Origin of the sequence: Phaeobacter porticola (assembly GCF_001888185.1) — a bacterium.
GTDB lineage: Bacteria > Pseudomonadota > Alphaproteobacteria > Rhodobacterales > Rhodobacteraceae > Phaeobacter > Phaeobacter porticola.
Map to the genome: position 1 here is coordinate 127,136 of NZ_CP016365.1, position 22,241 is coordinate 149,376.

A 22,241-nucleotide genomic window follows, 5' to 3' on the forward strand; every position below is an offset into this window, starting at 1 on the left:
TTGAAACGCAAAGGATACGTCTCCCTGCCACAACAGGGCCGCACTCATGAATGTAGCCCCCCAACTTCGACAGTTTAACGCGTAAGTGATTGATATTGTTTAGGATGGATACTCATTTTTGCCACAACATGGCGGTGTCAGAAGGGTGTTTTCAGGTCTAAGGCAGTGAAGAGGTCGAGTTGCTCGGGTTGCTTTCGGGTTAATGTTGTTTTGATTGTGGGGCCAATGCGTGCCACATGCTGCTGAATACGTTCGAGAAGATCGAGCGCGGTTCTGGGACTTGCGCTGTGGCCTTTTGCTTTCAGGCGCATGCGCATGACGCGGTAGAGCAGGAGCGCCAAAAAACAGATCAGGGCATGGGCCCGGATACGGTCGGGCAAGCGATGGTGAACCGGCGCGATCTCGATGTCGGATTTTAGCACGCGGAAACCGCGCTCAGTATCTGCGAGACCCTTGTATCGAGCGACAGTTTCGGAAGGCGTGAGGTCTGGGGCGTTAGTGATCAGCGCAAGCTTGCCGTCGAAGAGCTCCGCCTCGGCGATGGCGTCGTCATCGACTGACCAGCTGAAGCGGTCAGCATTGAGATCAGCCTTGAGGAAGCGCGTGAGGTCCGCCTCTGCAACAGCCCGGGTGAAGCGGCTATAAGCGCCGCGGTCGGAGGCGCCGCGGCCCTTGGTGGTTTCGCCTGCGTCCTGAGCATCGAGCTTCCCGACCATCTTTTCGGCCATGGCTTCCAACTCGGCGATGCGCGCTCGACGCCGGTCACCTTGTTCAGCGGCACGCACAGGATCATGGGCGACGATCAGGCGCTGACCTGCAAAGCGATCCTCGGCCAACCCGTCTGTTTCAAACGCCATGTTCCGGAAGGTCTCGACCAGGTCACCGTAGCGGCGTGCGGGGACGGCGAGGATGAACTCCAGAGTACGCCCACCTTGCTCGGCCAGGGAGGTCAGGGCATCAATGTTATCGAGGCTCAAGAGACCACGGTCAGCCACCAGGATCACCCGTTCGATGGGGAAGCGTTGAAGGACAGCAGCCAGCATGGCCTGCAGTGTCTTGGTCTCGGCCACATTGCCCGGATGCACGGTGTGCATGAGCGGTAGTCCCTCAGCGGTCTGTACGACGCCCAGAACGAACTGGCGGGCGATACCACCTGTTTCCTTGTTCATGCCAAAGGCACGCATGTCGTCATCGACCTTTGCCTCACCGTGGATGCGCACCGTGGTCAGGTCGTAGAAGACGACGGTCAGATCGCGATCGACCAAGGGTCTGATCTGTTTGGCCAGTTCGGCCTCCACGTGGTCGACCTTGTCCATGAGCGCGTCCATGGCGCGCAGGAGATGCTGATGGGTGACGGTTTCAGGCATGCCTGACATGGCGACTGTCTCCAGCCAGCGCAGACAGCCAAGCTTGCTTGTGGGGTCGCACAGGCGGTTGAAGACCATGGCGCGAACGAAGCCCAAGTCCTTCCAAAGCTCATGCAGAGCAAAGACGTTCCCATAGGCCTTGGAGCTTTCGATCTCGACGGCAAACGCTGTATTGTCACTTCGTCCAATGGACCGATTTAAGCCGTTGATCAGAGGGTCAAGCTTGGCAGGGCTTAGATCCTCAAGCCGCCCGAGGTTCGCAACGACCCGGTGGCGGACCTTACCCTGCTCATTGCGATAGCCCTCAACCAGTTACAGGTACTGGCGCCCACCGGATCTCGTGATCTTCGTATATATGTCGCAACATTATGCACGATTTGTCGATGTTTCAATCGCTTCATCTGACACGGCGTGCCACAATAAGACTTGCGCCAAAATCTGGCCTTCTACACGCGGACAGCCTTTATTTCATTGACAGTCACACCATGAAATCAGGAGCAAATTCAGGGCGAACTGTCGAAGTTCGGAGGCCTGTGTTAGCGCTTTTTCGTGAGCTTGGGACTATACGAGATCTATTAATCCTATCCACGACCGTCACTGGTCTCGCAAGACAAAAACGTCACCGCAAAGCGCCACAGGAACCTGGCCCGACTGCGCCTGACAACGCGCGATTACGCCATCGTTTCTGTGTGGAGTTCGGTTTCTTATGACCGGAAACACAAAAGGCGCATCGTTTCCGATGCGCCTAAGATTCACTTCAGCATATACCCTTTAAGGGGATAAGCTTAAGCAAGAGCCAAATTGGCTGCGCTTTCACGACCATCGCGGCCGGATTCGATATCGAATGTGACTTTTTGGTTGTCTTCCAGCGAAGTCAGGCCTGCGCGCTCAAGCGCCGAAATATGAACGAACACATCTCTGCTGCCACCCTCGGGGGCAATAAAACCAAAACCTTTAGTAGAGTTGAACCATTTTACGGTGCCATTAGCCATCGTAGTTTTCCTTAAATAATGCTGCCCGCAGAATGCGGCAGCTCGGCCAGTCAGTGCAAGATCGTATCACTGAGCCGTAAGGAGCAGAAAAACCGATAGAGGTAACGTAACACGCTCTCTATAACCGCCTTCCTTTGAGTAGGCAAGCTTTATTCTCCGATCATCGGTAAATAGCGTCCTGTCGCATGTCAGGCCTCGCCAGTTTGCATCGAATAAACGGCTGCGGTGACGGCCAGCCTGATCTAATACAGCCGCCTGCTCCCGGTGACAGCAGCATCTGAGACCACCGTGATATGCAATTTCCTCGGCAACCATCTTCGCCCTCTTCTGTTCGTGTTTTCAACGGTGCGTTTTTGCCAGGGCGAGGACGGATCGAAGAACCAGGTTTGTGTCCCGATCTCCGCTTGCAGATATTGCCAGGTGGGGCAGGTCGCGTACGGCCTTCATGATCTTCCCCATCCCTATTTTGGTGCGTTTGTCGGGGTTCTTCAGCAGAACGGTGAAGCGGCTGACACGCTCGACCAGAGATGTGACATTCGACTGGTCAAGCTTCTGATGAAACAGCATTGACTCAGCCTCCCAGTCTCCGAACTGCGACGGTGCGCCACATCATCAGGGCAGAATATAGTGTTAATATCACGGTCAAATTTGGACGGTAGACGCTTTCTAGTACGACGGGCCGACGGGCTTTGTGGTGTTCTGCTAGGTACTACCAGAGTTCCTGTGTCAGGCCTTCTTTCGAGTAGGTGTAACGGTGATTTTCTCCTGACAGACGCTCAGTTTCGCACCTTCATAGATCATTCGGTTACCGATCTGTTCTGGCGTCCAGCCTTGCTTGATACGCGCGATCACGGTCTTACACAGATCGGGGCCGGATCAGCTGGCGCTGCGAAGTTCGTCGGTGTGCGCTCGCTAATGCGCGGCCATGCCGAAGGACCCTACGTACTTCTTGGGCAAGGCATCGTGGGCCCAGAAATTGCGTTTCGCCTCTCGAAAGATCGTTGATTTTTGTCGGCTAAAAAACAGGCACCATCTCTCGAACAGGCACCTTGGCATGTCACCAATTCTCGATCTTGCGGCGGTCCTGAAGGGAAAGTCGCGTGTAAACCGCGCACATGGCATGACCTCCTAGTAGACACTCATTGTTTTCTAATAACAATCGAAAGCCAAAATAACGCGTACTGTAAACACCATTCAGAAATGTCACTGGTTGCGCAAAGCAGAAGTGTCACCAAATGCGCTGCCGGTAGCAAGGCTTAGCAGCCCGGAGACGTCATATATCGTAGGGTTGATAAGCCTTGCGGTGGTTGGTCATAGACCAAGCTTGCGACGCTCTTTCTTGTTGTAGAAGGCTTTGATACCTTCCTCGCGGACGAGTTCCTCAAAGGCGCGCCAGGCGAGGACGTCGCCGAAAAAGGGTGGATTGTCCGACACGGTCAACGTTCCGAACTGGTTCTCTACGGACAGGATCCAGCCGGGATGGATGCTGGTCTTATATATCTCGACATCGAAATGATGCCCGTCGATGACAACGGATTGCGTGTAATCGGAGAAGATGATCTCTGGGTCGTCGTCAGTATCCATGCCGCAAACCTGGGCCTATTCCGCCGCCTGTACAATCGTCTTTTTGGCACGTGCGCTGGAAGGTCTGCCGGGACGTTTGCCATTTGGCTTATACCCCATCTTCTCAGAATTTGTTCTGACTGGATATTTTGGCGGGGCCTTATCTTGCATGTCTTTGATGTGCTCGAGCACGGCACCCAAGCGCTTGTTGTCGGTGATGGCGGCATGAGTGACCCGTTGGTCCATGTCGAAGATCTTGTAGGGCAGGGATCGGCCTTTTGAGCGCACCTCAAACCGGCCGTCGACAAAGGCGTAGGTGTCTACGTATTTGCCCACAAGGCCGCGCGTCACATCACTTTCTTCCAGCATGATCCGCTTGCGGTCATAAGAAAACGTCAACTGCTTACCGACGTACCTGTTCTCGCGCCAACACAGCACTTCATCCAGCCGGTCCGGCTCGACGTTGAGCGCGCGGTGCAGGTTGTCAGGCTTGGCCGGCGATTTGGCGAACTGGGTGTTGTAACGGCCCTTGAAGCCTTGCAGATAGGCGTTTCCAGCTTCCAAATCCGAAATATCAGCCAGCCGCAGTTCTTTCACGAGCCGATCTTGCAAGGTCCGGTTGGCGCGCTCAACGCGCCCCTTGGCCTGACTTGAATTGGCGCACAAGATCTCGACGTTCAACTGATTCAAAGCACGTCCAAACTGGGTCATACCCGCGCCAGCCTTGGCGTCTTCCTTGGCCACGCGGAACACTGTGTGTTTGTCGCTGTAGAATGCAACGGGGCGTCCGTGTTCGAGCAAATAGCTTTCCAGTGCTTCGAAACCGAAGCTCCATCAAGGTACTGGTGGCATCATCAATGAAGACGAGCAGGGTGCAGGGACCTGCGCGATCTTCAAACCAACGATGGTCTGACCCATCGATCTGGATCAGCTCGCCGAAACATTCTCGGCGTAGACGCGGCTGGTGGAACTGGCGGCGCTGCTTGCGCGAAAGCCAGATGCCATCTTCAACCATCCACTTCCGAAGCGTCTCGCGAGAGACTTTGAAGCCATGATGTTCGGCCAGCATCTCGGCCGCCAGGGTCGGCCCGAAATCCGGATACTGTTCCTTGATCAGGCCCAACGCATAGTCGCGTTTGGCTTTGTGGATCTGATTGTTTGGAATTTTGCCGCGCGATTTGTGCCGGATCGCGGCTGCGCCATCCTGACGGTATCGCTTGAGCAGCCGGAAAACCTGACGACGTGTCAGGTCCAGCATGTTCGCCGCATTGTCGACGCTCAGCCGGCCATCATCGACCTGCGCCAAAACTTCCACGCGGTTCAACTCGCGCTCGCTCATCACCACCCATCCCATGTCCGCTCATCCTCACATCGTTTTACGAGGAGAGTGACACTTCTGCTTTGCTCATGGGTGACATTATCGCTTTGCGCGTACAGCGCTAAATATGATAATGATGATTATGTATAAAATTACGAAACTTCTAAATCGCACAGATTGCCTGAGTGGGACGCACATAAGTTGAGTGCCTTCCTTAGGCCCTCAACACCTTAGCAAGATCCTGCAAAGCAGGCACAAGCTGCTCTTCTGAGAAGCCGGCAAAGCCCAGGACCAACCCTTGCAGAACGGGTTCGCCTGTATAGAACGTCGAAAGCGGCTGTACAGATAGTCCGACATTATTAGCCCTATCAGCCGCTTCGACGTCAGTCATGCGTAACGTCAACGCTGGACGAAGAATTGCGACTAAATGCATGCCTGAGGGCACCGGGTCGACAACCAGAAGATCTTCTGCATGAGTCTGAATTGCCTTCACCAGCGCGGTCTGCCGCTTTGCATAAAGTCGCCTCATGCGACGAATATGCGTGGCGAAATCACCGCTTTGCATAAACCGGGCCAGAACTGGCTGAACCATTATGGAAGCTTGTGCGTCAGTCTGCTGTAACGCTGCCCTAACGTTTGGCAGTAACGACCTTGGAAAGACCGTGAAGCCGAGCCTTAGCGCAGAAAAGACGACTTTGGAAAAGCTGCCGACATAAATTACCCGATCCTGATGGTTGAGGCTCATCATGGCGGGTAGTGGCTGACCCTGATAGCGGTACTCGCTATCAAAGTCGTCTTCGATCACATAGCCATTTCTGGAAACTGCCCATTCGAGTAGCTCTAACCGCCGTGACAAGGGCAAGGTCATCCCCAGTGGATAATGACGCGATGGGGTGACTATCGCGGCCTTAGCTTCTGGTGTGGATTGTATTGCGGTTTTGATATCAAATCCTTGGCGATCTACCGGAGCTGGCACAGCGATCAGCCGGTTTCGGTGAAGCGCTCGGTTCAGGACTGCAAAACCAGGATCCTCGGTTAAGACTTGGTCGCCCTCACGCAAGGCGCTCGCGGCGATCAATCCAATTGCTTCGACGACGCCAGAGGTGATAAATATCTGCTCTGGTGCGCAGATTAGCCCACGCCATTCACGCAGATGATCGGCAATGGCGACCCGCAGCGGATGCCAACCAGCTGGATCGGCACGGGTCAATAGTGCTGATTCCGGGTCGCGCCAGACCTGATCGTGATGGCGGCTCCACTGACGATACGGGAACAACCCTTGCTCTGGCACAGAAACATCGAAGGGGCGCGGGGGCGCAGGTTGATTGGCCGCGACGTCGACAAGGTCGTAGGCAGGAGCATGCGGCGTAGCAGTTAGCTGTTCGGGCAGTTCGGCTTCGACGTAGACCCCGGATCGGGCGCGCCCCTCCAGGTAACCCTCGCTGATCAGCTGATCAATCACAGTAGAGACGGTGACCCGCGATACCGACAGTTCCTCGGCCAATGTGCGGCTTGACGGTAGTTTGGTCCCCGGCGGTATTCCCCGGTTCAGGATCAACCGTCTCAGTTGAGTCAATAACTGTGATTGTAGTGTCTCTTTTGCATTGCGCTCAAGAGATACGGACAACAACGCAGCCCCTGCTCTGGCCTTAGTCATATTCGCATTTTGAGAAATTTGCTCAGTCCAGTCAAGGCGCGGCTTGCCCATAGTTTGAAATCTTAACCGGCCGGATCACCCGCCCAGTTCATTCGAGGAGGGCGGGTTCCTAAAAATTAGTCGTTTGGGCGTACCCGTGCGGCGGTCTTGTTGGCGAATGCCTCTAGTCGCGCGCGCGCCGCTGGCTGGGTATTCACCACACCCGCCACGACTGCCTCGGCATAGGCCGCGTCCATACCAGACATATTGTTCAAATGGCTGATCGCAGAACAGATGGCGTAATTGGTTAACGGCAGGTTCTCAGCCGCGCGATCTGCAAGCTCTAGCGCCTTATCAAAGCTCGCCCCCTCGGTGATGTATTGCGCCAACCCCAAATCGACCGCGTCCTGACCCTGGTAAACACGGCCCATCAGGATCATGTCGATCATTCGGGATTTGCCAATCAGATCAGACACACGAATGGTCGCACCACCACCGGTAAAGATCCCGCGCTGCCCCTCTGGCAGGGCAAAATAGGTTGTTTGGTCCATAACACGGATATGGGCGGCGCTAGCCAATTCCAGCCCCCCGCCAACGACCGCACCCTGCAGAGCCGCAATCACGGGTACTCCACCGTATTCCATCTTGTTGAAAGCTTCATGCCAGCGCAGGCAGACATGCATGAATTCATCAGGGCTGCGGTCTTCTTTCCAATGTTCCACCAAATCGAGGCCGGCACAGAAATGATCCCCCGCGCCGGCCAGAACCACGGCTTTGACCCCATTTCTGTGTGCGCCGCTGAAGAATTGAACCAGTTCCTCGACCGTTGCGGTATCCAGCGCGTTGCGCTTGGACGGGCGATTAAGGGTGACAATGCATACGCCGTTGTCACGCACGTCGATTGCGAGCTTCTCGTATGAGTTAAAGCTGTCTTTTGCCAACATGGCGGGCTCCTTTCGGAATGAGAGAGACGCCTTGCAGCGCAAATTTCAATAGATTTTAGAACAGGCTGGCATCATCAAACAAGCTGGATGAGCCGCCAAGAATACGGGCGCAATCGCTGCCGCATTCGACAAGGATATGCTGAGCGTAGAATTGTGCGGTGGCGATTTTCTGCGACATGAATTCTGGGTCCTGCCCTTTGATCAGTTGTGCTTCTGCTGCCAAAGCTGCCCGTGCCAACTGCCAACCCGCGGCGAGAGTTCCTGTCAAATTTAAGAACGGCACGCTGCCGCCAAACGCTGTTCGAGGGTCCTTTATCGCGGTGTCCAATAACCAGGATAGGCTTGTGTCAAAAGCAGCGCGTGCGTCAGAGAGGCGTTTGGCAATCTCTTGCAATTTTGGGCTGCTGGCCTTTAGCGCGGTCTCAGTCTCGGCAATCATTGATGAGAACTGGCGCGCTGTGTCGCCGCTGTCTCGCATAATTTTGCGGCCGAGCAAATCATTGGCTTGAATGGCGGTTGTACCTTCATAGATCGGCAGAATACGCGCATCACGATAGAACTGTGCCACGCCAGTTTCTTCGATAAAGCCCATACCGCCGTGGATTTGCACGCCCAATGACGTGACCTCCACCGCGCGTTCTGAACAAAAACCCTTGACCAATGGTACCAAAAACTCTGCCATTGGCGTGACCTGTGGAGCGGCATCAACATCCCCGTTCTGCGAAAGATCCAGCCAGCCTGCGGCGGCCATGCAGAGAGAACGCCCACCTTCTACCAGTGCACGCATGCGCAACACCATCCGGCGCACGTCGGGGTGAGCGATGATTGAAGATGTTTCCGGGTTGTTAACGCCGATGGCCCGGCCCTGTATCCGGTCTTTGGCGTAAGCAAGCGCATGTTGGTACGCGCGCTCGGACAGGGCAACGCCTTGCACCCCTACTGCAAACCGCGCCGCGTTCATCATGGTGAACATATATTCAAGGCCACGGTTTTCAACGCCGATCAGATACCCAGTGGCATCCGCATATTCCAGAACCGCTGTCGGGCTGGCGCGGACGCCCAACTTATGCTCGATACTCACACAGTGGACAGTGTTCCGGCCCCCTAGCGTGCCATTGCTTTTTACTAGATACTTTGGAACCAAAAACAAGCTTAGCCCCTTGGACCCCTGTGGCGCATCAGGCGTGCGGGCCAAAACCAGATGGATGATATTTTCTGACAGATCATGCTCACCATAAGTGATAAAGATCTTGGTTCCGCTGATCCCATAGCTGCCATCATCGCGGGGTTCTGCCTTGCAGCGGACCCGGCCCAGATCGCTGCCGGCCTGTGGTTCAGTCAGGTTCATGGTGCCGGTCCATTGACCAGCGACCAACGGGCGCAGGTACCGCTCTTTCTGTTCGTCTGATCCCGATAGTTGCAGGGCGTCAATGGCACCATCCGTCAGCAACGGGCAGAGGCCAAAACTCATATCTGCAGCGTTCAGCACTTCCGTCGCAGCCGCGCCAACCACGCGGGGCAACCCCATGCCGCCATGTTCAATGGGATGCGCTAGGCTTTGCCATCCCATCTCAACGAACTGAGTGTAGGCCTTTTCATAAGCGTCTGGCAGCACAACCTTGGAACCATCAAACTGTGCTCCAGCGGTGTCACCAACGGCAGGCAGCGGCGCAATAAGATCGGTGCAAAACCGGCCAAACTCCTCCAATGCAGCCTGGGCATCGGTCTGATCAACATCTGCATATCGTGCCAACGCAGTGACTTCGGGCCATGACGACAGGTGCTCAATGTTGAACATCATGTCCCGAACCGGTGCTTGATAGGTCATTGGTGCCTCGCTATTTTGTCCCGTCCGTCGAATATCTAGGTCCTGGCCCATTCGGCGACCATACCAGAATTGGACAAAGAGCTTTCCAAAAGTGACAAACAGCCGGACATGCAATTCACAAGATGGCGCAGTGTAGAATGTGCGGCGAAGTTCCTCCAATCTACCAGATGCCTATCTCAGATTTGGATACCACAAGTTCTTCAGATGGTCGCCGGAGCATCTTCGCATTGCACGGCAAACATCACGTAAGTCGATGGACAGCCAATATGGCTCATAACCCCTGATGACAGTTGCTGCGAAAGCAATTCCTAAAAGGAAGACCTTTGGACATCTGTCGTAGCCCCGGCCTCCGAACAGTCAATCGACGTTCGGTAAGCTGCTCGACAGTGCCTGAGCGCTGGATATGGTCAAAGCCCACACCGCGCCCTTTTCATGCCCATGCCGATCATCCACGCGCGCTCTACTATGGGATTTTGGAAAGCAGGATTCCAGGCGCGCCATATGCTCGTCACTAAGCCAGTATTAGTTGCTCATGTCACCAAGCCGCAATCAATGGGCCTTAATCCTAAGCTTTGGATATTGTAACAATCGTAGCCTCATCAATAGAGCAAGCCTATATCCCAATAGTCACGCTGGCTGCGTAACCAATTTGATTTCCAGAAACTCCTCAATCCCATATACTCCTCCCTCCCTCCCGACCGGTGCCCGTTTTCTTATTCCCACCAAAGAGGTTACCGGGGGCGACGTCGGCGCCGTTGACGAAAACCATGCCGTAGTCCAGCCGTCGGATCACTGCGGTCTAAATGGCGGGGTCATTGGAATAGACGTAGCCGGCCAGCCCGAATTCACTGTCATTGGCCACCGCGATGGCGCCACCGTGGTCTTCGAAGGGTTGCAACACGATCACCGGGTCAAAGATATCCTGCCGCACAACCTCGGCTTTGCCGCCACATCCGCCAGGATCGTCGGTTTGACGAAATAGCCGGTATCCATACCGTCGGGGCGCCCCGCGCCACCGCAGAGCACCCTGGCCCCTGCGGCAATCGCCCCATGCAACAGGGTCTGGATGTGGTCGAACTGTCGACCATTGGCCAACGACCCCAGATGATCGCCGGACCTTGCGGGATATCGCAGTGTCCATTCAGAGGCGGCGCGCTGTGCGGCTTCTTTGCCATCGTGATAGGCGCTGGCCTCGATCAATATGCTGGCTGTCGGATCAGGCGATCGCCGCTTGGTAGTGTTTCGGCAAAGGCAAACCAGCGCAGGGCATCAAGAATGGCATCCAGCTGGATCAGGAATGTTTCGGCCTGCGCGTTGCGGGCCAGTTCAATCGGTGCCCCCATTTCCAGCAAGATCGCCTGCGCGAGGTCGTCCCGGCGGGATCTAAAACCGGCTCGAGCCCGTGCCAGCAGCGCGATCCGGTCGGCCTTGCTGCCAAGCGCTCCGGCCAGATGGGCGCGTTTGGCCGCTGCCACCGCGACCTCCACATCGGCAGGGCCAGCGTGATGCAACATGGCGACCGAGGTTTCGGTGGCGGGGTTGATGACAGGGCTGCGCCGGGTGTCGGTTACGGGCGTCCAGCGGCCATCAATGTAACTGTGGGTCAGGTCGCTGGGAGCAGAGTTCATGGAAAAGGCCTCGGGTTGGGTCGAATGAGGTGATGACAGGGCGCCGGGCGCGCGCAGGCGCGGGATCCAAGGAGATGTCCCCCTTGGATGCGGTCTTTCTGGTTGGTCGGATCAGGTGAGCCGTGGGGATTACCGAGGGATCCAGGCCCCCCCTTCGGCAGAGGAGGTCTGCGCGGCAGAGATGAACCACATCCCGTCCAGCCCCGCCTGAAGACCGGGCAGCATCGGATTGTCGGTGCCGGTCTCGATCACTTCGGCGATATCGGTGTAAAGCGTTGCGAACCCCTCCAGATATCCCTCCGGGTGGCCAGGTGGAACGCGGGTCCAGTCCGGGCCGATATTGGCGCCGCCACGAGTCAGGATCTGTTTGGGTTCACCAAAGCGGGTGAAGGTCATCTGATTGGGGTCCTGATGCTCCCACTCCAGACCGCCCTTGTCGCCATAGATGCGCAGGCGCAGGCTGTTTTCGCAGCCGACCGCAATCTGGCTGGCCCAGAGCATCCCGCGCGCGCCCTCGGCATAGCGCAGCAGGATATGGGCGTTGTCATCAACCTGACGTCCGGGCCCGAAACTGTGCAGCTCAGCCGAGAGCGCCTCTGGCGCCAGACCGCTGACAAAACAGGCGATGTTAAAGGCATGGGTGCCGATATCGCCAATCGCCCCGGCGCCGGATTGTGCGGGATCGGTGCGCCAGGCGGCCTGTTTGTGGCCCTCCTGTTCAATCACGTTGGTCAGCCAGTCCTGCGCATATTCCGCCTGCACCAGCCGGATCCGGCCCAGATCGCCGCGCGCAACCATGGCGCGGGCCTGCCGCAGCAGCGGATAACCGGTGTAATTATGGGTCAGAAAGAACCGCGCGCTGCTGCTGCGCGCCGCCTCTTTGATCGCCTCGGCCTCCGCCACGCTGGCGGCAAGGGGCTTGTCGCAGATCACATGGATGCCCGCGTTGAGAAAGGCGATGCTGGGACCTGCGTGCAGATGGTTGGGGGTCACGATGGCCACCGCATCGATGCCATCCTCACGGGCGGCCTCGGCCTCGGCCATCTCCGCAAAACTGGCATAGCTGCGATCCGGGTCAATCCCCAGCTCGGCGGCGCTGGCGGAGGCGCGCGCGGGATCAGAGGACAGCGCCCCGGCAACCAGCTGAAACCGGTCATCCATCCGCGCGGCGATCCGGTGCACCGCTCCGATGAAGGCGCCCTGTCCGCCCCCGACCATGCCCAATTTGAGGCGTGTCTTGTGATCTGTCATCATAGTCCCAGCATCTCCCGGATTGTATCGTTGTCCCGTTCGCCCCCAGCAAAATCGTCAAAGGCCTTGTCGGTGACCTCGATCAGGTGGCGTTTGATGAACGGCGCGCCCTCGGCGGCGCCCTGTGCGGGCGATTTGAGGCAGCATTCCCATTCCAGCACCGCCCAGCTGTCATAGCCATATTGGGTCAGCTTAGAAAAAATCGCTGAAAAATCAACCTGCCCGTCGCCCAGAGACCGGAACCGGCCGGCACGGTTGGTCCAGTTCTGATAGCCTGAGTAGACCCCCTGCCGCCCGTCGGGATTGAACTCCGCGTCCTTCACATGAAAGGCATTGATCCGATCATGGTAGAGGTCGATGAAGGCGAGGTAATCCAGCTGCTGCAGCAGGAAATGGCTGGGATCATAGTTGATCATCGCCGCCGCATGGCCGCCGCAGGCCTCCACAAACATCTCAAACGTCGCCCCGTCAAAGACATCCTCGCCGGGGTGGAGTTCAAATCCGATATCCTGCCCGCAGTCAGCATAATGATTGAGGATCGGCGTCCAGCGCCGGCCCAGCTCGGTGAAGGTTTCCTCAATCAGCCCCTCCGGGCGCTGTGGCCAAGGGTAGAGATAGGGAAAGGCGAGCGAGCCGGTAAAGCTGACCGTATGCGACAGGCCAAGCCTCTGGCTGGCGAGGGCGGCCTTGTGCATCTGATCCACCGCCCAGGCCTGCCGCTTGGCAGGGTTGCCGCGACACTGCTCCGGCGCAAAGGCATCCAGCGCGAGATCATAGGCCGGGTTCACCGCGACCAGCTGCCCCTGAAGATGGGTTGACAGTTCGGTGATCTCAACGCCCGCATCGGTGCAGATGCCCTTTACCTCGTCGCAGTAGGTCTGGCTTTCGGCGGCGCGCTCCAGATCAAAGAGACGGCTGTCGAATGTCGGGATCTGCACCCCCCGATAGCCAAGGCCAGCGGCCCATTTGGTGATCGTCTCCAGTGAGTTGAACGGCGCCTCATCCCCGGCGAATTGCGCCAGGAACAGGGCCGGGCCTTTGATCTGCGTGGTCACGTCTGCTCTCCCTCGGGTCTGGGTTATTCCCAGGTGACAAATTCGGTTGGTACTTCCAAAAACTGCTGTGGTGGCAGCTCCGGCGATTTGATCGCCTGAAGGGCCGCCTTGGCGAGGAAGACGCCGGTGGCTTCGATATCTTCCTGCACGACAATGATTTCGGGGCGCACGAATTTCAGCATATGCAGCCCCTCCTTGGCGACCACGTCGAACTCCTGCCCGACGGTGCAGCCGCAGCTTTCCATGCCGGCAACCACCGACATGGTGGCGTTGGTGGAGGCGCAGAGGAAGCCGTCGATTGTTGGATCTTCGCGGTGTTTCTGCGCCGCCCAGTTGCGCAGATCCTTATAGAGACCGTTGCTCTGGACCTGACGGGCCACGTGCAGCTGGATCCCCAGCGCCTTGGCCGCGTGGCGGGCGCCGTTCACCATATCGTTGGCATAGTTCTGCGCCAGAGGCGGCGCCAGCAGCACGATATTCCTGCGCCCCCGCGCCGCCAGTTCGGCAAGCGACAATTCGGAAAAGGCGAAATTGTCGAAGTCGTAATATGGGTGCTGATCGGCCCATTTGGTGCGCCCATGGGTGGCAAAGGGGAAATTCCGCTCAATCAGATATTCCGCGCGCTTATCCTCTGGTTCGACCTGATTGAAAATCACGCAATCTGCGGTCTGGTTCTCGACGATGTAGCGCACCGCGCGCAGCGGGTCGTCGTCTGGAAACACCGGCGAGACATTGAGGTGATAATGGGTTTCGCGCAGCGCCAGCCCCAGCGAGGTCAGCAACCGCGCCGTCTGGGTCATCATTTCGCGTTCTGCGGACATCACCAGACTGATGACATTGGTGCGCCCGGTGCGCAGCCGCACGCCAGCGCGGTTTGGCACATAGCCGAGCGCATCGGCGATTTCGCGTACCTTCTTCTTGGTCGCCTCGCTGATATCGGGCGCATCGGAAAGCGCCCGCGAGACCGTGGGCACAGCCATGCCGCTGGCCTTGGCGATGGTTTTGAGCGTCGGCTTCTTGCCATCGCGGGGCAGACCGTCACTTGGGGGATTTGATTTGGGCATCGGTGCCTCGCCTTCCTCACATCGGGGTTTGGGACCTCTATCAGATCCACGACCCCACGTCCTGATCTCCGTGTTGCAGAAAACATCTTGCGAGGTCAATCTAAATCGTTATAAGTCGATCTATAACGATTTAGTCAGGGAGGATAAATCGTGAAATTAACATCCATACTGATGACGACAGCACTCAGTGTTAGCGCCACCATTGCCCAGTCTGCCGATCTGGAGGTGACCCATTGGTGGACCTCAGGCGGGGAGGCTGCGGCGGTTACGAAATTTGCCGATGCGGTCAATGATCAGACCGCACATAACTGGGTTGATGGCGCCATCGCCGGATCCGGTACCACTGCGCGTCCGATCATTATCAGCCGTATTCTGGGCGGTGATCCGATGGCGGCAACGCAGCTCACCCATGGTCGTCAGGCCGAGGAGCTGATCGAGGCGGGGCTGATGACCGACCTCACCGAACTGGCGGAAAAGGAAGGCTGGCGCGAGATCGTCAACCCGCCGTCGCTGCTGGACAGCTGCACCTACGAGGGGCGCATCTACTGTGTGCCAGTCAATATCCATTCCACGCAGTGGCTCTGGCTCAGCCATGACGCCTTTGACAAGGCGGGGATGAGCGTGCCGCAGGATTGGTACGAATTTGTCGCCGCCGCACCAAAACTGGCCGAGGCCGGTATCGTGCCCTTGGCCATGGGGCAGCAGGGCTGGCAGCAGCGGATCGCCTTTGGCGCGCTGACTGTCGGGCTGGTCGATCAGGACAGCTGGCGCAAAGTGTCGCTGGAGCGGGATGCCGGGGTTGCCGCCGGGCCGCAATATGCCAAGGTCTTCGACGCGGTGGTCGACGCCCGCGAGCTGGCGCGCAACAGCAATGTGCAGGACTGGAATCTGGCCACCAATATGGTCATCACTGGCAAGGCCGGTGGGCAGATCATGGGCGATTGGGCGCAGGGGGAATTCACCCTCGCTGAACAGGTGGCCGGACAGGATTACACCTGCCTGCCTGGTATGGGGCTGAACCAGATTATCGACACCAGCGGTGATGCCTTCTACTTCCCGGTGATTGATGATGCCGAGGTCAGACAGGCGCAGATGGATATGGCGTCAGTGCTGATCTCCAAGGAGGTTCAGGTCGCTTTCAACCTGACCAAGGGCTCCCTGCCGGTGCGCGGGGATGTCGATCTGTCGGCAGCCAATGACTGCATGAAGAAAGGTCTGGCGATTCTGGCGGATGGCAATGTGCGGCCCAGCGTGGATAAGGCGTTTTTCGCCGACACCCAGTCGCAGATTCAGGATCTGAGCCAGAATTCTGGGCCTCTGACATGGCGGCGGCGGATGCGCAGGCGCATTACGCCGAGATTATCGGCGGACGCTGACTGAGCCGCAGGTCAACCGGGGCGCGCTGTGATCGCGCCCGGTTGGCGTTGCCGTCTGCCCCTGACCGGTACGCTGATCCAGAACGGGACATATCATGACACCAGCCCCCCTTCCGGCTGCTGCGGGCAAAGCACTGTAGCCCGGCCCCGCTCGCCCCGCGCCTTGCGCAATCTCAACGCAAAAATCGCCTCCGTGCCGATGATCCTCACCGCGCTGATGATGTTCATGGGGGCACCGCCTGGACCGTTGCGCATTCCTTCACCAAATCGCGGCTGCTGCCGAAGTGGAAATTCGTCGGCTTTGATCAATATGAGCGGCTCTGGTCCAGCAATCGCTGGCTGATCTCGGTCGAGAACCTGCTGATCTATGGTCTTTGTTCGCTGGTGCTGACCATGGAGACCGGCTTCACGATGGCGGCGCTGCTGGACCGAAAAATCCACTTCGAGGCCGCGTTTCGCACCATCTTTCTCTATCCGTTTGCGCTGTCTTTTGTGGTGACTGGTCTGGCCTGGCAATGGATCCTGAACCCGGATTTCGGCGGCGAAGTAAAGCAATTTGAGAGACAGGCGACCTTAAGCCACCGCCAGCTGGCAACCATCCCTTTGCTGTAATAAACGAAAGCCGCCCAGATGGCCGCGTTCAGGCAAATTTCCGCACGGCGGGGTTGGCCGATATGGTGCAGGCCATCGCCCAGAACCGCCCACACCGCTTCAGTCTTGATCTGGCCGTCTTGATCTGGCCGCGCATACTGTCGATGTGATGTCCGCTATCCTGAAAGCGGGTAAGACCCGCTCCTGAGTCGCGACAACCACAACCTGCGCCCGCCCCGTTGACGGCGGAAAATGCACGTGACCTGGTACCGTAATCGGCACTACCCTAATTTTCACATGGAATAGGCGTCCTCAGATACGCAGCCCGAACTTTTCGCAGGGTCTGGGGGACTCCGCCGCCGAAGCTGACAACAAAATTGGCCTGCTTACACTTCGAAAGAGTGTCTTTGATCAGTATCACTGTCTTCGACTGCGATCTACATGACTTCAAGCTGTCGATTCTGACACGAATATTGTCCGAAAACGCAACAGCAGGTTTCCATGATTTCATAGCAAATGCTCCTTGTAAGGAACAGGAGCCCGCATGCGATATTCTGCGTTAGGACTGATCAAGGAAGCCCTGACCGGGCATAAGGGCTGGCGTCCGCAATGGCGCGATGCGGCACCGCAGGATGCGTATGATTATATCATCATCGGAGGCGGTGGGCATGGGTTGGCGACGGCTTACTACTTGGCCAAGGAATTTGGTGGGGCACGCATTGCGGTGCTCGAAAAAGGCTGGATTGGCGGCGGTAACGTCGGACGAAACACCACAATTATTCGCTCAAATTACCTGTTGGATGGTAACGAGCCCTTCTATGAGTTTTCGCTAAAGCTGTGGGAAAACCTCGAACAGGATCTGAACTATAACGCAATGGTCAGCCAGCGCGGGATCCTAAACCTGATCCATTCCGACGCACAGCGTGACGCGGCGCGTCGGCGCGGCAACGGGATGATCCTCAACGGCTCTGACGCTGAATTGCTGGATACCGATGGCGTGCGTGCGATGTATCCCTTTCTCAACTTCGATGATGCCCGCTTCCCGATCAAAGGGGGGCTCCTACACCGGCGCGGCGGCACCGTCCGGCATGATGCGGTTGCATGGGGCTACGCCCGTGGAGCCGACAGCCGCGGCGTGGACATCATCCAGAACTGCGAAGTCACAGGCCTACGGATCGAGAATGGCCGCATTTTAGGGGTCGAAACTTCGCGAGGCTATATTGGTGCAGGCAAGGTTGGCATATCGGTTGCGGGCAACTCCAGCCGACTGATGGCGCTAGCCGGTATGCGGCTGCCAATCGAAAGCCACGTGCTGCAGGCCTTTGTCTCAGAAGGGCTGAAACCCTTTATCCCCGGGGTGATCACCTATGGTGCCGGCCATTTCTATTGCAGCCAGTCGGACAAAGGCGGTCTCGTCTTTGGTGGCGACATCGACATGTATAACTCCTATGCTCAACGCGGTAATCTGCCTGTGGTCGAGGATGTGATCGAAAGCGGTATGTCGCTGATCCCTGCCCTTGGTCGCGCGCGCCTGCTGCGCAGCTGGGGCGGCATTATGGATATGTCCATGGACGGCTCTCCGTTCATCGACAAGACTCATATCGACGGGCTCTATTTCAACGGCGGCTGGTGCTACGGCGGGTTCAAGGCGACCCCTGCTGCAGGTTATTGCTTCGCGCATCTTCTAAAAACCGATCATCCACATGAGACAGCGACGGCCTATCGCCTAGACCGGTTCATGTCCGGCCACATGATCGACGAAAAGGGCCAGGGCGCCCAACCGAACCTGCATTGAGGGACTGACCAGATGATCATCAACCATCCGCTTTTGGGTCCGCGCGACGCGCAGGAATTCACCTATTTGGGCGATGCGAACCTTATGAACCGCCCTTATTGGCTGTCTGAAAACGCACTGAAACAGTTCCACGATTATCTCTACCTTCGCGAGAACCCGGCAGGTGAACATCGCGAACTGTGGTTCCATGAACAGGGCGACCGCTCGTGGCTAGTGGTCACCCGTAACATCAGCACTCATGAAATCCTGAAGGTGGAACTGGCCCGCGATGTGGCACTCGCAAACAAGGCCGCGAACCATGTGCAGGAGTTGGTGCAATGAGCCAAGCAAACCGACTGTCCGGTGGTCTTATCGATCACGGCCAACCACTGTCCTTCTGCTTTGATGGCAAGACCTATCAGGGCCATCAGGGCGATACGTTAGCCTCGGCACTTCTCGCAAACGGCGTACGTCTCATGGGGCGATCGTTCAAGTATCACCGCCCCAGGGGCGTGTTGAGCGCCGGCAGCGAAGAGCCCAACGCGCTGGTAGAATTGCGTTCTGGCGGCCGACAAGAGCCGAACACCCGTGCCACCGTAGCCGAAATATATCAGGGGTTAGAAGCACAGTCGCAGAACCGCTGGCCATCGCTTGAGCATGATGCGATGGCGATCAATGACCGGTTCTCGAACTTTCTTGCCGCTGGCTTCTATTACAAGACCTTTATGTGGCCCAAGGCGTTTTGGGAAAAACTATACGAACCGATCATCCGCAAGGCCGCCGGGCTTGGCAGCCTGACCGGAGAAGCGGACCCCGATGCCTATGACAAGGGCTATCTGCACTGTGATCTTCTGATCATCGGCGCGGGCCCCGCCGGCCTTGCGGCGGCACTCACTGCTGGACGGGCTGGTGCACAAGTTATTCTGGCCGACGAAGATTTCCGCATGGGCGGTCGCTTGCTAAGCGAGACGCAAGGGCTATCGGGTCAATCGGGCTCCGACTGGGTGACGCAGTCTCTGGCGGAACTGTCCACATTCCCAAATGTACGCATCATGCCGCGTACAACGGTCTTTGGTGCCTATGATCATGGTGTCTACGGCGCGGTTGAGCGCAATGCAGATCACCTGCCCGCCCCAATCACCGGCAAGCCGCGTCAAACACTGTGGCGGATCTATTCTAAACGCGCATTGGTCGCCACCGGCGCGATTGAGCGCCCCATCGCCTTTGAAAACAATGACCGCCCCGGCGTGATGCTCGCGGGTGCAGTGCGGGCCTATGCCAATCGCTGGGCGACAACCCCGGCGCAGTCGGTCGTGGTATTCGCCAATAATGACAATGCGCATCAGACCGCCCGCGACTTGATCGCCAAAGGTGTTCGGGTACCGGCCGTCATCGACACCCGTCCCGATGCTCCCAAACTGGAGGGAACCGAAGTTCTGGCAGGCGCAGAGGTTATCAACACCAAGGGGCGGCTTGGCCTGTCTTCTGTCACTGTGCGATTGGAGAATGGTCAAACCCGCAACATTGAATGCGGTGCCCTGGCGATGTCCGGCGGCTGGAACCCCAATCTGGGCCTTACCTGCCACCAGCGAGGCCGTCCGGTGTGGAACGCAACGATCCACTCCTTTGTCCCGGGTCCTGATTTGCCCGTGGGTCAGTCGATTGCTGGCGCTGCAATGGGCGACATGTCCACCGCAGCAGCTTTGCGTGGTGGCGCTGATCAGGCGGTGGCCGCTCTCGCCGATCTTGGCATCACTGCACACCCGGCCGACCTGCCCCAGGCAGAAGACGCACCGGTCTCTCTCACACCGTTCTGGCACGTTAAGGGCGCAAGACGCGCTTGGCTCGATTTCCAGAACGACGTGACTGTCAAGGATGTCAAACTGGCGCATCAGGAGAACTTTACCTCGGTCGAGCACCTGAAGCGCTACACGACGCTGGGCATGGCAACTGATCAAGGAAAGACCTCAAACATTGGCGCTCTTGCGGTTATGGCAGAGCTGACTGGGAAATCCATCCCTCAGACCGGCACAACCATCTTCCGCCCCCCCTATACGCCCGTTGCGTTGGGGGCGCTGGCTGGACGCGCTGTGGGCAAGGATTTCCACCCCACCCGCCTAACCCCCAGCCATAAATGGGCGGAGGAACAAGGCGCTGTCTTTGTCGAGGTGGGCAACTGGCTGCGCGCACAATGGTTCCCGCGCAAAGGCGAAACACACTGGCGGCAATCGGTGGACCGCGAAGTTTTACAGACCCGTCGCTCTGTCGGAATTTGTGATGTGACGACGCTTGGCAAAATTGATGTGCAGGGTACAGATGCTGCGACGTTTCTAAACATGATCTACGCCAATGGCTTCGCCAAATTAGCGGTGGGCAAGGTCCGATATGGCCTGATGCTGCGCGAGGATGGTGTCGCCTATGACGACGGCACCGCCGCGCGTCTGGCAGAGGACCATTTCGTTGTTACCACCACCACAGCGAACGCCGTTCTTGTCTATCGAAACATGGAATTTGTGCGCCAGTGTCTCTGCCCAGATCTGGACGTTCAGCTGATCTCCACAACGGAAGCCTGGGCGCAGTATGCTGTGGCTGGTCCCAATGCCCGCAAACTGCTGCAAAAGATCGTAGATACTGAATTCGACATTTCGAACGAGGCCTTCCCCTTTATGGGCTGTGGCGAAATCACGGTTTGTGGCGGTTGTCGTGCGCGGCTGTTCCGCATCTCTTTCTCGGGTGAACTGGCCTATGAAATTGCGGTGCCGACCCGTTATGGCGATGCGCTGTTGCGCGAGATGATGGTCGCGGGTGAGGCCTTCGATGTCACCCCCTATGGCACCGAGGCGCTCGGCGTGATGCGGATCGAGAAAGGCCACGCCGCCGGCAATGAGCTGAACGGCACGACATCTGCGCTGAACCTCGGGCTTGGGCGTATGGTGTCGAGCAAAAAGGACTGTATCGGCAATGTGCTCAGCCGTCGCGAGGGGATGAACGCCAAGGATGCATTGAACTTGGTCGGGCTACGGCCCGTGAATGCCAAGGACAGCGTGCCCGCAGGTGGCCACCTTATGGCGGCGAGTGGCCCGGTTGATGCGCCCAATGATCAGGGCTACGTCACTTCGTCCGCCTATTCGCCAATCCTCAAGAGTTCAATTGGTTTGGCCTTTGTCAAAGACGGAAATGATCGGATGGGCGAGCGGCTACGTCTGGTCAACCCACTGGAAAAGCAAGAAGTATTGGTCGAAATCGTCAGCCCTCACTTCGTTGACCCGGAAGGGGAGAAACTCCGTGCATAAACTGAAACCCATCACACCGCTTGGCAGTGACACCCCCCGGGTGGACACGATTGGCAACCTGACCGTATCCGAAGTGACAGACCGGGCGCTTGCCTCAGTGGCGGCTCGCAAAGATCAAGAACCGGCGCTGCGGGAAGCTCTTGCAGAGGCCTATAAGATGGAGCTGCCAGAAGTTGGTGGATCGTCACAGGCTAGTACACTCTCGGCCTTTTGGACTGGACCGGATCAATGGATGGTCTCAGGGCCATATGATCAACACGAGCTGCTGGCCCGTGATTTGAAACAAGTGGCTGTCGCCACAGCATCGGTGGTGGAACAGACGGATGGCTGGTGTCGGTTCGATATTGCGGGCGCTGCCCTGGGTGATCTGTTTGAACGGCTCAGCAACGCGCCGGTCCGCGACATGAAACCCGGATGCGTCATTCGTGGCACCCTGGAGCATCTTGGCGTGTTCCTGTGGCGCCTTGACGAGGATCGCATGGCTGTTCTGGGGCCGCGCTCCTCTGCTGCATCCTTGCATCACGCGCTGATCACTGCCGCCCGCTCCATCGCCTGAGATTG

14 protein-coding genes and 5 pseudogenes are annotated in these 22,241 nt (G+C 57.6%); 6 read left to right on the forward strand and 13 right to left on the reverse strand.

Annotation, left to right across the window (positions count from 1 at the left end):
* Positions 1-137 precede the first annotated feature (137 nt).
* The 13 genes and pseudogenes from PhaeoP97_RS18095 to PhaeoP97_RS18150 all read right to left on the reverse strand — a co-directional run bounded on the left by PhaeoP97_RS18095 (position 138) and on the right by PhaeoP97_RS18150 (position 14,646).
* Positions 138-1,679 carry an IS1634 family transposase gene (locus tag PhaeoP97_RS18095; protein ID WP_237029048.1) on the reverse strand — a complete coding sequence of 514 codons (1,542 nt, stop codon included), beginning with the start codon at positions 1,677-1,679 and terminating at the stop codon, positions 138-140.
* Between the two features lie 473 nt (positions 1,680-2,152).
* On the reverse strand, positions 2,153-2,359 hold the full coding sequence (locus PhaeoP97_RS18100; protein WP_072506652.1) for a cold-shock protein: 207 nt from the start codon (positions 2,357-2,359) through the stop codon (positions 2,153-2,155).
* A gap of 275 nt (positions 2,360-2,634) precedes the next feature.
* Positions 2,635-3,476: pseudogene (locus PhaeoP97_RS20935) on the reverse strand (IS30 family transposase); the annotation flags it as partial.
* A gap of 194 nt (positions 3,477-3,670) precedes the next feature.
* Positions 3,671-3,943, reverse strand: a complete 273-nt coding sequence (locus PhaeoP97_RS18110) for a hypothetical protein (protein WP_072504604.1) — start codon at positions 3,941-3,943, stop codon at positions 3,671-3,673.
* A gap of 15 nt (positions 3,944-3,958) precedes the next feature.
* Positions 3,959-5,276, reverse strand: a pseudogene (locus PhaeoP97_RS18115) (ISNCY family transposase).
* Between the two features lie 178 nt (positions 5,277-5,454).
* Positions 5,455-6,948 carry a MocR-like pyridoxine biosynthesis transcription factor PdxR gene (gene pdxR, locus PhaeoP97_RS18120; RefSeq protein ID WP_237029031.1) on the reverse strand — a complete coding sequence of 498 codons (1,494 nt, stop codon included), beginning with the start codon at positions 6,946-6,948 and terminating at the stop codon, positions 5,455-5,457.
* Positions 6,949-7,013: 65 nt separating this feature from the next.
* The gene (dmdD, locus tag PhaeoP97_RS18125) at positions 7,014-7,820 is read right to left on the reverse strand and encodes a methylthioacryloyl-CoA hydratase (RefSeq protein ID WP_072506654.1); all 807 of its coding nucleotides are present in this window, start codon (positions 7,818-7,820) and stop codon (positions 7,014-7,016) included.
* 55 nt (positions 7,821-7,875) lie between these two features.
* Complete coding sequence (locus tag PhaeoP97_RS18130; RefSeq protein ID WP_072506729.1) at positions 7,876-9,648, reverse strand: acyl-CoA dehydrogenase; 1,773 nt, start codon at positions 9,646-9,648, stop codon at positions 7,876-7,878.
* Between the two features lie 667 nt (positions 9,649-10,315).
* Positions 10,316-10,848: pseudogene (locus PhaeoP97_RS20940) on the reverse strand (aldehyde dehydrogenase family protein).
* Positions 10,845-11,276, reverse strand: a complete 432-nt coding sequence (locus PhaeoP97_RS20700) for an aldehyde dehydrogenase family protein (RefSeq protein WP_237029033.1) — start codon at positions 11,274-11,276, stop codon at positions 10,845-10,847. The pseudogene PhaeoP97_RS20940 and the gene PhaeoP97_RS20700 overlap by 4 nt, the downstream one beginning before the upstream one ends.
* 129 nt (positions 11,277-11,405) lie before the next feature.
* The gene (locus PhaeoP97_RS18140) at positions 11,406-12,530 is read right to left on the reverse strand and encodes a Gfo/Idh/MocA family protein (protein WP_072506655.1); all 1,125 of its coding nucleotides are present in this window, start codon (positions 12,528-12,530) and stop codon (positions 11,406-11,408) included.
* On the reverse strand, positions 12,527-13,582 hold the full coding sequence (locus PhaeoP97_RS18145) for a sugar phosphate isomerase/epimerase family protein (protein ID WP_072506656.1): 1,056 nt from the start codon (positions 13,580-13,582) through the stop codon (positions 12,527-12,529). The genes PhaeoP97_RS18140 and PhaeoP97_RS18145 overlap by 4 nt, the downstream gene beginning before the upstream one ends.
* A gap of 23 nt (positions 13,583-13,605) precedes the next feature.
* Complete coding sequence (locus tag PhaeoP97_RS18150) at positions 13,606-14,646, reverse strand: LacI family transcriptional regulator (protein WP_072506657.1); 1,041 nt, start codon at positions 14,644-14,646, stop codon at positions 13,606-13,608.
* Between the two features lie 171 nt (positions 14,647-14,817).
* On the opposite strand from PhaeoP97_RS18150, the pseudogene PhaeoP97_RS18155 reads away from it, so the two are divergent.
* The 6 genes and pseudogenes from PhaeoP97_RS18155 (at position 14,818) to PhaeoP97_RS18180 (ending at position 22,236) form a co-directional block, all read left to right on the forward strand.
* Positions 14,818-16,022: pseudogene (locus tag PhaeoP97_RS18155) on the forward strand (ABC transporter substrate-binding protein).
* A gap of 199 nt (positions 16,023-16,221) precedes the next feature.
* Positions 16,222-16,562, forward strand: a pseudogene (locus PhaeoP97_RS18160) (carbohydrate ABC transporter permease); the annotation flags it as partial.
* A 595-nt stretch (positions 16,563-17,157) separates the two neighbouring features.
* The gene (locus PhaeoP97_RS18165) at positions 17,158-18,408 is read left to right on the forward strand and encodes a sarcosine oxidase subunit beta family protein (protein WP_072506658.1); all 1,251 of its coding nucleotides are present in this window, start codon (positions 17,158-17,160) and stop codon (positions 18,406-18,408) included.
* A 12-nt stretch (positions 18,409-18,420) separates the two neighbouring features.
* The gene (locus PhaeoP97_RS18170) at positions 18,421-18,729 is read left to right on the forward strand and encodes a sarcosine oxidase subunit delta (protein WP_072506659.1); all 309 of its coding nucleotides are present in this window, start codon (positions 18,421-18,423) and stop codon (positions 18,727-18,729) included.
* Entirely contained in the window at positions 18,726-21,680 is a 2,955-nt protein-coding gene (locus PhaeoP97_RS18175) for a sarcosine oxidase subunit alpha family protein (RefSeq protein ID WP_072506660.1), read from the forward strand. The genes PhaeoP97_RS18170 and PhaeoP97_RS18175 overlap by 4 nt, the downstream gene beginning before the upstream one ends.
* On the forward strand, positions 21,673-22,236 hold the full coding sequence (locus PhaeoP97_RS18180; RefSeq protein WP_072506661.1) for a sarcosine oxidase subunit gamma: 564 nt from the start codon (positions 21,673-21,675) through the stop codon (positions 22,234-22,236). The genes PhaeoP97_RS18175 and PhaeoP97_RS18180 overlap by 8 nt, the downstream gene beginning before the upstream one ends.
* Positions 22,237-22,241 lie beyond the last annotated feature (5 nt).

What these genes read in the sequence shown, in the direction of transcription:
- PhaeoP97_RS18140 (WP_072506655.1), bottom strand. Translation starts at nt 12,530, where the DNA reads ATGATGACAGATCACAAGACACGCCTCAAATTGGGCATGGTCGGGGGC.
- PhaeoP97_RS18175 (WP_072506660.1), top strand. Translation starts at nt 18,726, where the DNA reads ATGAGCCAAGCAAACCGACTGTCCGGTGGTCTTATCGATCACGGCCAA.
- PhaeoP97_RS18110 (WP_072504604.1), bottom strand. Translation starts at nt 3,943, where the DNA reads ATGGATACTGACGACGACCCAGAGATCATCTTCTCCGATTACACGCAA.
- PhaeoP97_RS18150 (WP_072506657.1), bottom strand. Translation starts at nt 14,646, where the DNA reads ATGCCCAAATCAAATCCCCCAAGTGACGGTCTGCCCCGCGATGGCAAG.
- PhaeoP97_RS20700 (WP_237029033.1), bottom strand. Translation starts at nt 11,276, where the DNA reads ATGAACTCTGCTCCCAGCGACCTGACCCACAGTTACATTGATGGCCGC.
- PhaeoP97_RS18165 (WP_072506658.1), top strand. Translation starts at nt 17,158, where the DNA reads ATGCGATATTCTGCGTTAGGACTGATCAAGGAAGCCCTGACCGGGCAT.
- PhaeoP97_RS18100 (WP_072506652.1), bottom strand. Translation starts at nt 2,359, where the DNA reads ATGGCTAATGGCACCGTAAAATGGTTCAACTCTACTAAAGGTTTTGGT.
- dmdD (WP_072506654.1), bottom strand. Translation starts at nt 7,820, where the DNA reads ATGTTGGCAAAAGACAGCTTTAACTCATACGAGAAGCTCGCAATCGAC.
- PhaeoP97_RS18170 (WP_072506659.1), top strand. Translation starts at nt 18,421, where the DNA reads ATGATCATCAACCATCCGCTTTTGGGTCCGCGCGACGCGCAGGAATTC.
- pdxR (WP_237029031.1), bottom strand. Translation starts at nt 6,948, where the DNA reads ATGGGCAAGCCGCGCCTTGACTGGACTGAGCAAATTTCTCAAAATGCG.
- PhaeoP97_RS18130 (WP_072506729.1), bottom strand. Translation starts at nt 9,648, where the DNA reads ATGACCTATCAAGCACCGGTTCGGGACATGATGTTCAACATTGAGCAC.